At 56.4% G+C, this 13,710-nt stretch carries 14 protein-coding genes; 1 reads left to right on the forward strand and 13 read right to left on the reverse strand.

All coding sequences use genetic code 11. The annotated features are described in order from the left end of the window. Positions 1-7: 7 nt before the first annotated feature. Positions 8-799: a cellulose biosynthesis protein BcsQ gene (gene bcsQ, locus GM154_RS12615; RefSeq protein WP_219652431.1), complete on the reverse strand. Its 792-nt coding sequence runs from the start codon at positions 797-799 to the stop codon at positions 8-10. Beyond that, positions 790-1,179, reverse strand: coding sequence for a hypothetical protein (locus GM154_RS12620; RefSeq protein ID WP_219652432.1), 390 nt, complete (start codon positions 1,177-1,179; stop codon positions 790-792). Before GM154_RS12620 ends, bcsQ begins: the two co-directional genes overlap by 10 nt. A 268-nt stretch (positions 1,180-1,447) precedes the next feature. Between GM154_RS12620 and dacB the strand changes: the two genes are divergently transcribed. Continuing rightward, a complete protein-coding gene (gene dacB / locus GM154_RS12625) occupies positions 1,448-2,908 on the forward strand; it encodes a D-alanyl-D-alanine carboxypeptidase/D-alanyl-D-alanine-endopeptidase (protein WP_219652433.1) in 1,461 nt (486 codons plus the stop codon). 22 nt (positions 2,909-2,930) lie between these two features. On the opposite strand, the gene GM154_RS12630 is transcribed toward dacB, so the two are convergent. The 11 genes from GM154_RS12630 to grxD form a co-directional block, all read right to left on the reverse strand. Next, a complete protein-coding gene (locus tag GM154_RS12630) occupies positions 2,931-3,344 on the reverse strand; it encodes a hypothetical protein (RefSeq protein ID WP_074823589.1) in 414 nt (137 codons plus the stop codon). 350 nt (positions 3,345-3,694) lie between these two features. Further along, on the reverse strand, positions 3,695-3,853 hold the full coding sequence (locus GM154_RS12635) for a DUF3309 family protein (protein WP_010795077.1): 159 nt from the start codon (positions 3,851-3,853) through the stop codon (positions 3,695-3,697). 174 nt (positions 3,854-4,027) lie between these two features. Next, a complete protein-coding gene (locus GM154_RS12640) occupies positions 4,028-4,651 on the reverse strand; it encodes a 3'-5' exonuclease (protein WP_010795078.1) in 624 nt (207 codons plus the stop codon). Next, positions 4,651-6,450, reverse strand: a complete 1,800-nt coding sequence (locus GM154_RS12645) for a DUF294 nucleotidyltransferase-like domain-containing protein (protein ID WP_219652434.1) — start codon at positions 6,448-6,450, stop codon at positions 4,651-4,653. Before GM154_RS12645 ends, GM154_RS12640 begins: the two co-directional genes overlap by 1 nt. A 61-nt stretch (positions 6,451-6,511) precedes the next feature. Further along, positions 6,512-8,170 (reverse strand): cation acetate symporter, encoded by a 1,659-nt coding sequence (locus GM154_RS12650; RefSeq protein ID WP_197872340.1) that lies wholly within the window; start codon positions 8,168-8,170, stop codon positions 6,512-6,514. Continuing rightward, a complete protein-coding gene (locus GM154_RS12655) occupies positions 8,170-8,478 on the reverse strand; it encodes a DUF485 domain-containing protein (RefSeq protein WP_010795081.1) in 309 nt (102 codons plus the stop codon). Before GM154_RS12655 ends, GM154_RS12650 begins: the two co-directional genes overlap by 1 nt. Before the next feature lie 295 nt (positions 8,479-8,773). Next, positions 8,774-9,676: an HlyD family secretion protein gene (locus GM154_RS12660; protein WP_019365826.1), complete on the reverse strand. Its 903-nt coding sequence runs from the start codon at positions 9,674-9,676 to the stop codon at positions 8,774-8,776. A gap of 42 nt (positions 9,677-9,718) precedes the next feature. Further along, entirely contained in the window at positions 9,719-9,922 is a 204-nt protein-coding gene (locus GM154_RS12665) for a DUF1656 domain-containing protein (RefSeq protein WP_219652435.1), read from the reverse strand. Then, positions 9,909-11,903, reverse strand: coding sequence for an FUSC family protein (locus tag GM154_RS12670; protein ID WP_219652436.1), 1,995 nt, complete (start codon positions 11,901-11,903; stop codon positions 9,909-9,911). Before GM154_RS12670 ends, GM154_RS12665 begins: the two co-directional genes overlap by 14 nt. 92 nt (positions 11,904-11,995) lie before the next feature. Further along, complete coding sequence (locus tag GM154_RS12675; RefSeq protein ID WP_219652437.1) at positions 11,996-13,138, reverse strand: MFS transporter; 1,143 nt, start codon at positions 13,136-13,138, stop codon at positions 11,996-11,998. A gap of 118 nt (positions 13,139-13,256) precedes the next feature. After that, positions 13,257-13,583: a Grx4 family monothiol glutaredoxin gene (gene grxD / locus GM154_RS12680; RefSeq protein WP_010795086.1), complete on the reverse strand. Its 327-nt coding sequence runs from the start codon at positions 13,581-13,583 to the stop codon at positions 13,257-13,259. Positions 13,584-13,710 lie beyond the last annotated feature (127 nt).

Here is a 13,710-nt window from a genome sequence, read left to right on the forward strand (position 1 = left end):
TGATTCCTCAGGAATACTGCCGTTGACGCGTATCAGATACAGGTGTGGTCTGCTGCTCAAGTGCGGCCAGCAATCGCTGCGCAAGCATATCGAGGTCATGGGCGGCGGCCGATGCCGAATCGAATGCGAAAACCGATTGCTGACTTGCCAGCGCCTCAGGCAGTGACTCGTCACGATGGATCATGCCCAGCAGTGCACCACCGCAGCGCGCCTGCAGAAACACCGAGACGTCTCGATTGAGGCGCCGCCGCCGATCCACCTGATTGACTACATAGCGCACGGTTTCCGTTCCAGCACTGCCAAAGAACTCACCGGACTCGATGTCCGGCAGCAATGCAACCGAGCCTGCATCGGCCAACAGTACCGCTATGCAGAGATCCGCCCGATGGATAAGTGCGCTCAGAGCAGCGCTTGGGCCAGGCGGCGTATCTGCCAATACAATCACATTGGGAATCGTGAGCAGATCTGCCAGCCCTTCCTTCAGAAGAGAAGGATCATTGAGCAGGCGGTGCTCGAACGCCAGACGCGTCGCTGCGCTAACCCGTCCGTATGGCAACACCTGAATATTGCTTGGAGAGGTTACCTTTAGCTGCCGCCAGTCTGCGCCCGCCAGAGCGCTTTCAACAAATCCCTGACTCAGCCCGAGCGGCAACCCAAAATGCAGGCGCAAAGCGTTCTGCACGTCGAAGTCAACCAACACCACTGGACGCCCCAGACGCTGAAGTGCATACCCCAGGCTGGCCGTCACGGTCGTCTTGCCTACACCACCCTTGGGAGAGGCAACACAGATTAACGGCATGTGGCAATACTCTTGAGTAGCGCTTTCAGAGAGCCCTGAGGTTGAAGGTCTACCTCGTCCACTGCCGGTTTAATTTTGAAGATATTGCCAAACGGGTGAGCGGCTGAGGCAGGCTTGGCCTGGACACCCACCGGAGGAACGATGCCTGACGAGGGCTCACGCGCCTCTTGTAAAGGATTGCTCATCGCCGCTGGAATAGCCTCGATAGAGACCGCAGAAGAAGAGTGGATAACAGGTAATGGCTGATCAACAGGCGAGGCAATGGCATCGAGAAGTGCCCACCCCAGCGTATCCCCTACTTGAGCCGATGCCCCAGACTGCCGGTTCAGGTTTTCTTCATTAAGGCTGTTAATGTAGTCCCGGATGTCCCGCTCGCTCATGATAGCAATCGTCTGTATGGCAATTTGCTATCATTTTAATACCTAATGCACAATCGATCATTATCTTTTGCGATATTTGTCACATTATGGAGATCCGCCAGATAAATGGCTGTTTAATCCCTACAGGCGGAAAGCTGACAACGCGTGCTAGTCATTTCACAGGCTGTATTGGCTATAAACCGGTTTGCTGCATAATGTCTGTTTCTTGTAACAGATCGCTCGGCTATCACCTTTTCATCTCGGCCCAGCCTTCTTTTGGGGTTTGTTAATGCTGAAATTCTTCCGCTCCGTTTCACTTGCGCTAGGCCTTCTGCCTCTGGGCTTACCCGCTCTGAGCTACGCCGACACTGCCGTGCTGCCACCTAAAGTGCAGCAGCTCATGCAAAAGAACAAACTGGCCAATGACGAGCTGTCCCTGGTCATGATTCCGCTGGATGCTGCCGGAAGCGCTGACTTTTACAATGCCGATGTTTCCGTAAACCCTGCTTCTACCATGAAGCTCATTACGACATTTGCGGCGTTGGAACTGCTAGGTCCTACCTATCAGTGGAAGACGGAGTTCTATACCGATGGCCAGCTCCACAACGGAGTGCTCAACGGCAACCTTTATCTCAAAGGCGGTGGCGATCCAAAGCTGAACATGGAAAAGCTGTGGCTGATGATGCGTGATCTGCGCGCCAATGGCGTCACCCAGGTCAACGGAGATCTGGTTCTGGATCGCGGCCGCTTCATCAAACCCGAACTTCCTGTTTTCAACGATGACGGCAACGATGAGAACAAGCCGTTCCTGGTTGGCCCGGATGCCTTGATGGTCAATCTGAAGTCGGTCCGCATGGTCATTCGTGCCGATGACGGCAAGGCCAGCGTCTCGATGGACCCGCCGTTGACCAATGTGCGGGTTGAGAATCAGGTCAAGGCCGTAGGCAAGGGCAAGTGCCCTGCGTGGCCTGAAATACGGTTCAACCCAGTCACGGAAGCGGACGGCACTGCCCTTATCGTGACGGGCAACCTGCCTAGCGGTTGTAGCGCTCAGAGCTACCTGTCACTGCTGGATCACCCAAGCTATACCGCAGGTGCCGTACGCGCCATCTGGAAGGAACTGGGCGGCACCATCATGGGCAAGGACCGGGAGGGTACGGTACCCAAGAGCGCAGAGCTGCTGGCTCGCTCCTTTTCGCCTGATCTGGTCGAGATCATTCGCGATATCAACAAATACAGTAACAACACCATGGCGCGACAGCTGTTCCTGTCCATTGGTGCCCAATACCGCACCAGCGCGGACGCGAATGATGGCGTAGCGGCGCAGCGTGTGATTCGTCAGTGGCTGGCCCGCAAAGGTATCACCGCCACGCACCTGGTCATGGAAAACGGCTCGGGACTGTCCCGCGATGAGCGCATCAGCGCGCGGGAAATGGGCCTGATTCTTCAGGCAGCCTGGCGAAGCCCCTATGCCTACGAATACATCTCTTCCCTGCCCATTGCAGGCATGGATGGCACGCTGCGCAAGCGTCTGAAGAATACCCCCCTGCTCGGACAGGCCCACATGAAGACAGGAACGCTCAATAACGTACGTGCCTTGGCCGGCTTCAGCCGGGATGCCAATGGCAGGACGTGGGCGGTGGTTGCGATTCTGAACAGCAGCCGTCCCTGGGGTGCGTCCAGCGTACTGGATCAGGTTATGGTGGATCTGTACAACCGTACCAAGCAGGACAGCACTGCTGCTCGCTGAGAACAGCGGCTACGGGAGGGCTTCAGCCCTCCCGCTCCCAGGCACACCGTGCCCGTAAGTCATCTTCCTGTGGGCTATGGAAGCCTTTCTCAGATTCCCAACGGAACGTATGAGTACCGCTCAAGCCGGTTTCCAGATGCACCACGGCGCTGGCCCAATAGAGGCGTTTGAGCAGGGCCTCGAACTCTTCGACCCATAATTTCCACTCATACTCGACGCCTTCATAACTGGCACCAAAGTGAATGACCTGGGTTTTATAAAGACCTGCGCCGGCCTGCTCGCACTGGCTGAACATCTCCCGCCCCAGAAATGCCCAGGAATCATGAGGGAGATTGGCCAGAACACGACGATTCAAAGCCCGGCGCATGCGGCGCTCCATGGAGTCGCTCGTCGGCCAATCCTTGATGCAGCCATACACTATGGATTCCGAATCCACGGAACACTCCCTCTTTGCTACTCCTTGGGCTTTTATCACAGCCGCCTGGCCGATTAAACGCCGCGCAACACCTGAATGATCGCTCCGTGATGCAAGGCACTGAGACGAGTGAAATAAGAAGAGGTAGCGCAGAAAAGACAAAACCAGAGCAAGCAACGCTTGGCTCTGGTTTTGTCTCACAACTGACATCGGCAAGGCAGGCCGGTGAAGAGAACCCTACTCTCTTGCACCTCTTTGGGCAAGAATTTTCTCCTACGCACCAAGCAGGGGCAAAAAACGGGGAGCAGTCGGTCTCTATCGATTCGTAAGCACTTGATTAGGAAAGACTTTTCATCTTTAAGCCGTCGACGCTAGATCATTCCCAGCAACACCAGCACGAGCAGTACGACCAGCAACACGCCCACGATTCCAGACGGGCCATATCCCCAGCTGCGCGAATGCGGAAACACGGGCAATCCACCAATCAATAGAACAAGCAGGACCAGAACCAATATGGTAGTCAGCGACATGATGCATCTCCTTATAACCGCTACGGGAATCCACAGCACAGGTCGCTTCCCATCACCGAGACCGGAAAAGCTCGGGGAATAAAAAGAAAGCGTACCTGTACTATCGGACTGCCACCTCTGCGGAAAAGTCCTGCAACCGCTTCGCTTGTTGACGAGAAGCACACTATTTTCTGTTTAGTACGGCTTGGGCACAGGCCCCTTCAATAATTTGAGAAACATCAGCGAAACCGTTTGTGCGTCCCCAAGCGCGGTATGCCGCCCCGTTACCGGTATGTCCAGCGCCCGCGACAGGGTGTCAAAGCGCAGATCCAGATGCACGTCAGGAAACAAACGGCTGACCTTGCGATGATAGAGGGCTGACACTTCGATCCGGGGATTCGTCAGCCTGGGCATCCCGTAACGGCGGAAATGACGACTGAGCACTGCGATATCAAAGGATACGTAATAACCCAGCAGCGGGCGATTTCCGATGAAGTCTTGCAGTTGTCTCAGGGCATCCTGGATATTGAGCTGCCCCTCCAGATCCATCCGACGTAGCTTGTGAATGCGGATCGATTCGGCGTCCAGACTGGGTGGCGGCTCGACGTACAGCTCAAGACGTTCCCCTACCTGCATCTTCCCCTGTCGAATGAGTATGGCACCCACACTGAGAATATCGGCCCGACGTGGATCAAGGCTGGTCGTTTCCAAGTCCAGCGAAACGATCTCATCGGCGTCCATCGGGTCATGCCACCACCAATGCAGGCGTTGCCGCCAAAGGGGCCAATGCAAATCAGGTCTTGAGATGTAGGCAGCCATCAACGCGTATCCAGATGAAACAGACGTCCCAGGGTTTGCTTGAATTTTTTAACTACATGGAGGCTGAAGCGCAGCAGGTCTCGCTCGGCCCGGCTCAGGATCGACACATCGATACCTTGCGTTAATCCACTCCTGTCGCCTGCCAATTGCTGTGACAGCCGTAGCTGCACGAACAGCTCGAAAGCCTCAGCGAGGTTATCAGCCATGTTTCGATCCAGAATGCCTCGCTCGCCCAGCATCTGCAGTCTGCCCAAGGTGCCACGCACCATCAAACCGTCTCGCAGGGCGAGTATTCGGGTCCCATGAACGATCGGGAAAAGACCTCCACGCTTGATGTCCAGGCGTTCGCCAGATGTTTTGAACCCGCCAAACAAGGTCAACGGTGTATCAAACTGTAAGGCAGCCAGCGCCATATCGCTCAGCCAGCGCTCCCCCGAGCCAGACCACACGCTCAACTGAGCCTGCACAGCCATAAACCAATGCTCATTTCCGGCTACAGGGTGGGCATCCATCAGAATGGACAGACGCAGCAGCTGCTCAGGATGCCCCTCGCGGGCGGCCGTCAGTAGCTCATGCCGCCACTCACTGACAGGTTTGCACCACACCGCATTCGAGGCCATTACCCCTCCTGGGCATTGAGGGTAACCAAACCCCATGAGTGCCTCGTTGAAGCGGGCCATCCAGGCCAATGCCTCCTCGTTTGCAATGTCGTCTGCATGGATCAGCGCATTATCCTGATCGGTCTTGAGCAGTTGCTCTCCTCGCCCTTCGCTTCCCATGACCACCAGGCAACAACGGGAGCGATACGCTACAGGAACACACTGCTCGAAGACGCGCGCCAGCAATTGCTCATTCAGTGCGCTAACAAGTTGCATGATAAAGCGCAGCCGAATGCCGTTACCCTCCAGAGTAGCAATCAGTATATCCAGGGTTTCGGCGGCTCTCTGCAACTCATCAAGCGTTTCGGCGCGGGCGATCCGTAGCGCCAGAACATGAGAATGGGTGGAAAAGAGACTCAATACCTGAGTCAAGTGCAGTAGGCCGACTACCTGATTACCTTGCCTGACCACGACCCGTTCGATGCGTTGGCGGGTCATGAGAATCATGGCATCAAACAGAAAGTCGCCCAGCTCTACGGAAGCCAACGGCTGATGCGCCAGCGTCCCGACAGGTGTCTCGTCACCCTGCCCCTGCTGGAAATGGGCAACCATCAGGTCCGTTCTGGTCACAATACCCAGTCCTTCAAAGCCGTCTTCCAGCCGGACCAGCAACGCATCGGCGCCGACCTTTAGCTGCGTACGGGCAGCCTCGCCCAATGACAGATCGGCACCGACTTCCACCGCAGGCAGCAGATGCTCACGGGCAATGCGGGTCAGAATGAATTCCGCCAGATTCTGCCCGTCCCGGCGCGCCAGTTGCCGCTTGGTGGCAAGGCTTGCTTGAAAATAGGCAGCAAACGAGGTATTTCGTTCGCACAGTTCATGAAACATCTTGGCGTTGAGTTCGTAGACGATGCTTTCCTCAACAGCTCGATAGGAATGCCGGGTCTGTCCATCAAAAAGCCCCCGCACATCAAAGAGATCGTCCGGCCCATAGTGTGCAAATAGCTGGTCGTCCTTGCCACGCTCCTCAATGACACCCTTCAGCACGATATAGAGTGCAAGCGTGACGCTACCCGGCTCGATCAGTATCTCGCCAGGCACGTAGTATCCGACCGATAGCGCCGAGCGAAGCAGGTTGCGTTCATACTCACTGAGCGTGTCGAACGGGGCTGCCTCGAAGTTGAAATTATCCGGCATGACGCGAATTCGCCTGAAATGAAAACGGCAGGCCCTGACGAGCCTGCCGATTCAGTACGACTTAGTGAGCCACTGCGCCGGAAGCGCCAAGACCCGTCTGAGAGCGAACGAACTGCGGGAAGAATCGAGCACGCTCTTCATCGGCTGCGGTAGATTTGTCCGTAATCGAGAAGAACCAGATCCCGATGAACGCTACGAGCATGGAGAACAGTGCTGGATACTCGTAAGGGTAGATCGCCTTTTCATGACCCAGAATAGTAACCCAGATGGTCGGGCCCAGAATCATCAGAGCTACCGCTGTGATCAGCCCCAACCAGCCACCAATCATGGCACCTCGCGTGGTCAGTTTCTTCCAGTACATGGAGAGCAGCAGTACCGGGAAGTTACAGCTGGCCGCGATCGAGAAAGCCAGACCCACCATGAAGGCGATGTTCTGCTTCTCGAACAGGATACCCAAGCCGATCGCAACCACGCCCAGCGTCACAGTGGTGATCTTAGAGACACGCAGCTCATCCTTTTCGTTGGCATTGCCTTTCTTGATCACGCTGGCATAGAGGTCATGGGACACCGCCGAGGCACCCGCCAGGGTCAGACCTGCTACCACCGCCAGGATGGTTGCAAACGCTACCGCCGAGATGAACCCCAGGAAGATGCTGCCGCCCACCGCGTTAGCCAGGTGCACCGCCGCCATGTTGTTGCCACCAATCAGGCCACCGGCAGCATCCTTGAACGCAGGATTGGTGCTGACGAGCAGGATCGCGCCGAAACCGATGATAAAGGTCAGGATGTAGAAATAACCGATGAAACCGGTAGCGTAGAACACGCTCTTGCGAGCTTCTTTGGCATCACTCACCGTGAAGAAGCGCATAAGAATGTGCGGCAGACCTGCTGTACCAAACATCAACGCCAGACCCAGAGAAAAGGCTGAGATCGGGTCTTTTACCAGACCACCAGGACTCATAATGGCTTCACCCTTAGGGTGAACGGCGATTGCTTGGGAGAACAGCGCACTGAAGTCGAAGTTGACGGACTTCATTACCATGACGGCCATGAAGCTTGCGCCCGAAAGCAGCAGCACCGCCTTGATGATCTGCACCCAGGTAGTGGCCAGCATGCCGCCAAACAATACGTACATGACCATAAGGATGCCGACCAGGATCACTGCCACGTGGTAGTCAAGGCCGAATAGCAGCTGAATCAGCTTGCCGGCACCTACCATCTGAGCGATCAGGTACAACGCCACCACCACCAACGAACCGCAGGCAGACAGGGTACGGATTTCCTTCTGCTTGAGACGGTAGGAGGCAACGTCGGCAAAGGTGTATTTGCCCAGGTTACGCAAGCGCTCGGCAATCAGGAACAGAATGATCGGCCATCCGACCAGAAAGCCGATGGAGTAGATCAGGCCGTCATAACCCGACGTAAATACCAGCGCGGAAATACCCAGAAAGGAGGCGGCAGACATATAGTCGCCTGCGATTGCCAAACCATTCTGAAAGCCCGTGATGCGACCGCCAGCAGCGTAATAATCTGCCGCTGAACGGTTGCGTTTGGAAGCCCAATAAGTGATCCCCAATGTCCCCGCCACGAAAGCAACGAACATTACGATAGCGGCCACGTTCAAAGGTTGCCGTTGAACGGCACCGGTCAACGCATCGGCAGCCCAGGCAGCCGGAGCGAACAGAGCCAGTCCCATTACTGCAGAGAGAGGCGCTTTCATTATTGAACCTCCTTCAAAATGGCACGGTTAAGCTGGTCGAATTCACCATTGGCACGGCGAACGTACACACCTGTCAGGATAAAAGCAGAGAGAATCAGACCGACACCGATCGGAATTCCCCAGGTAATCGGACTATCCGGGTTGATCCGAGCACCTAACACATGTGGCGCAAAGGCGATAAGCAGGATGAAGGCGACGTAGAGTCCTAACATGATCAGGGAAAGCAGCCAGGCAAAACGCTCACGCTTGGCAACCAGTTCTTTGAATTGCGGATTTTGTTCTATCCGCCGGTAGATGCTGTCGTTCATTATTGTTGTCCTCACAGCGTGACGGGGATCGTCGATTTGTACTCTAGGCTACCGGCACCTGACAGCCAGACGACTTTAGTCGTAACCGGGATAAAGGGGCTGTTTCGCGGGATAAAGGGTAAAGGCTTAAAAGTGCGACCCTACAGCCCCGCTGACGCGGCGGGACTGGAGCGGTCGGCATATGGCTCGGATGCCGAATACGCTTATGGCGGCAACAGCAACGTGGGCTATCCGGCCTGATCAACCATAGCTATTTGTGTGACGGCATGTGTCTCGAGAGTTGTCGGCGGGCCCGCTAGTAATCCCACAGACTGCGCCACCCTTCCAGCGGATGATGCCCTTCGGCATCGAGCACCGAGACGCTAGCAGTCATCCCGGCACTCAACTGCACCTCTGGCGGCACATCCAAAAGCTCTACGCGGACCGGAATACGTTGCGCCAGTCGTACCCAATTGAACGTAGGCTGAACTTCCGCCAATAGCTGCTCGTCCGGGCTTGCGTTGCGGTCGGTAATTCCGCTACTGATGCTGGCCACACGCCCCTTGAGAATCCCCTTGTGGCTCATCAGGCGGATATTGACGGCATCCCCTACTGCAATATGCGGGATCTTGGTTTCCTCGAAATAGGCCATGACGTAGAAAGAGCGCGTATCAACCAGCGCCATGACAGCTTCACCGGTACGCACGTAATTACCTTCGGCAAATCGCAGGTTCGTGATGCGCCCTTCACGAGGCGCCAGCACTTGGCTACGCGCCAGGTTAAGCTCCGCCAGCCGGATATCCGTCAGCGCTTCCTGATACTGACTCCGTGCCACAGCAGCGTTGATCTGCGCATTTTCCCTGTCTTCGGCACTAATGGCGCTGACACCCAGACGATTACGGCGCTCAGCCTCGCTCTCACGCAGGCGCAGCTGCTGTTTGCGTGTATCGGCAACGGCGCGGGCGTGGTTGAGCGTAGCCTGGTAGCGCTCCCGGTCGATCTGCATGATCAGATCACCTTTCTTGACCAGCTGATTATCCTTGACAGGCAAGCGAGTCACCCAACCGGCCACATCGGGCGAGACGACTACGACATCGGCTCGAACACGTGCATCACGCGTCCAGGGCGAGAGCATGTAAAACCGCCACAGCCATAGGCCAGCCAGCACGGCCACTATCACCACGACCACTGTAATCGCTACACGGGCCACCTTGCGCATCATGCCCTCCTCATCCAAGCGTTCATATTCACCTTGACCACGTCACGTTGCGGCAACCCAGGTAATGGCTGCGAGCAGCAGCAGAAACAGTGCGCACCCAAATAGCGCCTCATGCCAGATCCAGCGACTCGCATGAAGTTTATGCATGACCAGCCGAATCGTGCCTGTCAGTAATAAAGCCACTACCGCATAAAGAAACAGCGGACTCAGGTAAACGCCGCCGATAGCCCACTCATGCAGGTCCATGGTGATCCTCAAGCGATTGGCACCACATCGTCCAGGTTCGCTGCAACTGGCGAACCGCTCCATGAGCCAGGCGCTTGGGCTCATCCGGCTCTGGTACGGCTTCTAATACAGAGCGTAATCGGTTCGCGGGTTCATCCAGCTGCTCCGGCCGTACATGCTCCAGACCATTTGCCAGGGCTGCCGAAAATGCCTGTAGGAAACGATCGCGCTCCGCCGCCAGTGAGCCGGTCGCCCCGTCAAGGCAGGCGCGCAGGTGCAACAGCTCGTTACCCAGATCCAATGCCAGCAGGCCATCGTGCCAGCGACGACGTTCATGAAGCGGCATGAGGTTGATATTGCGTGCCAGTTGCAGCAATCGATCGGCCATCCGCCCTCCAAACCAGGTTTCAGCAATACCAAGAGGGCGCTCTGTCAGACGCTGCAGGTCATAGGTCGTGGCTGAAAGAATTCTTCGGATCAGCCGCCGCGGGTGACGCAGCGTAATCAAACGAAAGATCACGACAGCAAAGCCAACTCCAATGACCAGCGCCTGGGCTTGATTGAGCAGGTTCGCCATGTCCATGCGGGTATGGTTGTTTGGCGAAACCAGCACAATGAAGTGCAACGCAAACGCAGTAGCCGTACCTACTACCGCTGGCGGCCCCGCCATTCCAAGCGCGGCAAAAAACAGCGGAATCCCCATACCCAGGCACAATAACGAGAAGCCGGACCATGACGGCAATACGGCCTGGCTGACAACAATGGCCACCACGATGGCGTAAGCAATACCACGAAGAAAACTTAGGCCGATCTGAACGGCGTTATCGCGGTTGGCAAACAGGCTGCATAAAACAGCCCCCAACAGCATGGCACCGGTTGCGGCAGGCCAGGCGGTGTTCAACCAGAAGATCGCAAGTCCGAGCAATGCCAATGCGCTGCGCATTCCATACAACAGCGCCGTCTGGATGTCGCGGTGCCAGGACAGTGCCGAAGGAGCACTGTCATCAGCCACGCCACGGGCAACCGCCCGTTCGGCCTGTTCAGCCGTTAGCGCCTTGCCGAGCAGAATGCCCAGGCGAGCTAGAAAGTAGCGCTGGTCATTGCTGTAACGTGGATCATTGAGCTCGTCATGGAGCCGGTTGAGCAATGCCTCAATGGCCGTTGGCTCGAACGGATCCAGATGCTGGATAACCTCTTCACGCCAGGGCGCTACCGCCTCTTGCTCATTTGCTTCAAGGTTACGCCATTGGCGAACCACGCCCCGCGAGGTACGCAACAGGCTCAGCAGATCTCGACAGAACAATCGCAACGCACGGGCACGCTGACGTCCCCGATGGCCCTCGAACCACGTGTGGTCGCGCTGCGCATCAACAGCCACGATCTGGCCAAACACCCCAAGCAGTCCGGTCGCTGCGGTTTCATCTCCAGCCACCTCAGCGCGTGCTGCCTGCAGACCCGCCTGCCACACCTTGCTGGCCTGTTGACTCAGGTTCTGCTCTACACGTTGCGGCCAGATCACCGAGCTGACGATAGACGCCACAATGATGCCCATGCAGATTTCCGTGCAGCGAGCGACTGCCTGATCAAAGACGCCGAGCGGCTGAGCAATGGCTGGCAGACCAATGATCGCTACGGTGTAGCCGGCTAGAACGAAGGCATAGGACACATGATTGCGCAGCAAGGTCGACGCAGCGGTGCACAACCCGAGCCAGAGCGCCATGGCCAGAAGAAAAGCCCAGGGCGTCTGTGCAAACAGGCCAATCAACACCACAGACATGATCGTCCCGGCTACGGTCCCGATCAGACGAAACAGACCCTTGGCTACCACCATGCCGGACAACGGCTGCGAGACGATAAAGACCGTCATCATCGACCATGTGGGTTGTTCAAGATCGAATCGAAACGCAAGCCATAGGGCCAGACACGCCGCAAAAAGCGTCTTGACCGCAAACTTGAGCGCCAACGGGCTCGGCGCAAGGAAGACCTGCCAGGGAATACGCACGTGCTTATTATCGTCGAGTGATGACCGATAGGCTCACGAAGGCGTCAGGAAGTTCCTTGCATCCACTTGGACAATATCAGGCAGCTGGCTCGCTATGCCCTTCGAACGATGCCCGCGCGCAGACACAGCGCGGCACATAACATCACAATGGATAGCAGGGCCAGCTTGAGTCCTACTGCCTGGGCCAACAGACCGATCAGCGGAGGCCCCATGAGCAGCCCGCCATATCCCAGAGTGGCAACAGCGGCGACGCCAACGCCCGGATCAATGCCCGGGCGATTGCCTGCAGCGCTGAAAAGAATCGGCACAATGATCGACAGCCCCAGACCGGCCAGAGCAAACCCAATGATCGAAATGATCACATCAGGCGCCAGCAGCGCTACAACCATCCCCAGTGTTGCCAACCCTCCAAGCGCACGAACCAGTGAGTGATCCTGAAAGCGAACACGCAGGCGATCACCAAAGAGTCGGCCAAATACCATCGTGGCGGAAAAAGCGGCATATCCCAAGGCGGATAACCCTTCGCTGGCATTCTTCACATCATGCAGAAGCAAGGCGCTCCAGTCAGCGATAGCGCCTTCGGACACAAACGAACACAACGCCATGAGTCCCAGCCCTACGACTGCCATGGGTGGCAGACGCAGACCTGAACCCTTGTGGGTACGCGCAGGCATGTGCTCATCAGGCAAAAGCCGTTTACCGCCAGGTAGCAGAAAGATAAGGGCAATCACTGCCAGTAAGATGAAATGCCAGACAGGTGACAATGCCACCAGCGCAGCCGCCCCTAGCGCACCGACCAGGCCGCCAAGACTGTACATCCCGTGAAGAAGCGAAAGCGTCGGACGCCGAAGGGCTCGTTCGACTTCTACAGACTGCGTGTTGACCGCAACATCCATTGCGCCACTGGCCAAACCAATGAGGTACATCGCCAAGGCAAAGCTGAGCCATTGATGGGCCAGTCCGACCAAGGGAAAGGCAAACAGGAGCAGTAGCCCTCCACCAATTACAATCCGGCGGCTACCCAGCCAGCGCTGGAGAATTCCTGTCAGGGGGAACGCTGTCAAGGCACCCAGCCCCAGGCACAGCAACGCCTGTCCAAGCGTACCTTCGTCAAGTCCGGCCTGCATTTTCAAGGCCGGTATCCGCGCCATCAGACTGCCGTGCACCAGTCCATTGATAGCAAAGAAATAAGCGCAAGCCCAACGCGCAGAGCCTGCTAATGTCTTCTCAGCCATAACCACTCCAACAAAACAAAGCCCCGCCAAAGCGGGGCTTTGTTGAATCCGGTTGACTACTAGACAACCCAGGCAGTCAGAGCCGAAGCGGTTACCAGAAGTTCATCTGGCCATCCGATCAGGCCTCGGTTTTACCCGCAGCGCCTTTGACCAGCTGCTGTAGCTCACCTTTTTCGTGCAGCTCCAGCAGAATATCGCTACCGCCTACCAGCTCACCGTTTACCCACAACTGGGGGAACGTTGGCCAATTGGCATACTTAGGCAGATTGGCCCGGATCTCAGGATTTTGCAGAATGTCCACATAGGCGAACTTCTCACCACACGCCATCAACGCTTGCGAGGCACGGGCAGAGAAACCGCACTGCGGAGCATTGGGGGAGCCTTTCATGTAAAGAAGAACAGGGTTATTGGCGATCTGTTCTTTGATCGTTTCGATGATATCCACGGTGCACCTCGCTGAATTTCAGTGCTGACCAGTGTAACGGAAAACCCAGTGAAACGCTCGGTTTTGCCTCTGGCCACCCGTCCATACAGATAAGGACAACAGGAACAATTTACAAGCCTGATAACGG

Source organism: Pseudomonas sp. MAG002Y (assembly GCF_019400845.1).
Taxonomy (GTDB): Bacteria; Pseudomonadota; Gammaproteobacteria; order Pseudomonadales; family Pseudomonadaceae; genus Chryseomonas; species Chryseomonas luteola.

Excerpts from the sequence above, each read along its gene's own strand:
- GM154_RS12660 (WP_019365826.1), bottom strand. The coding sequence starts at position 9,676 with ATGCGCAAGGTGGCCCGTGTAGCGATTACAGTGGTCGTGGTGATAGTG.
- GM154_RS12675 (WP_219652437.1), bottom strand. The coding sequence starts at position 13,138 with ATGGCTGAGAAGACATTAGCAGGCTCTGCGCGTTGGGCTTGCGCTTAT.
- GM154_RS12665 (WP_219652435.1), bottom strand. The coding sequence starts at position 9,922 with ATGGACCTGCATGAGTGGGCTATCGGCGGCGTTTACCTGAGTCCGCTG.
- GM154_RS12645 (WP_219652434.1), bottom strand. The coding sequence starts at position 6,450 with ATGCCGGATAATTTCAACTTCGAGGCAGCCCCGTTCGACACGCTCAGT.
- dacB (WP_219652433.1), top strand. The coding sequence starts at position 1,448 with ATGCTGAAATTCTTCCGCTCCGTTTCACTTGCGCTAGGCCTTCTGCCT.
- GM154_RS12620 (WP_219652432.1), bottom strand. The coding sequence starts at position 1,179 with ATGAGCGAGCGGGACATCCGGGACTACATTAACAGCCTTAATGAAGAA.
- GM154_RS12655 (WP_010795081.1), bottom strand. The coding sequence starts at position 8,478 with ATGAACGACAGCATCTACCGGCGGATAGAACAAAATCCGCAATTCAAA.
- GM154_RS12635 (WP_010795077.1), bottom strand. The coding sequence starts at position 3,853 with ATGTCGCTGACTACCATATTGGTTCTGGTCCTGCTTGTTCTATTGATT.
- GM154_RS12650 (WP_197872340.1), bottom strand. The coding sequence starts at position 8,170 with ATGAAAGCGCCTCTCTCTGCAGTAATGGGACTGGCTCTGTTCGCTCCG.
- bcsQ (WP_219652431.1), bottom strand. The coding sequence starts at position 799 with ATGCCGTTAATCTGTGTTGCCTCTCCCAAGGGTGGTGTAGGCAAGACG.
- GM154_RS12640 (WP_010795078.1), bottom strand. The coding sequence starts at position 4,651 with ATGGCTGCCTACATCTCAAGACCTGATTTGCATTGGCCCCTTTGGCGG.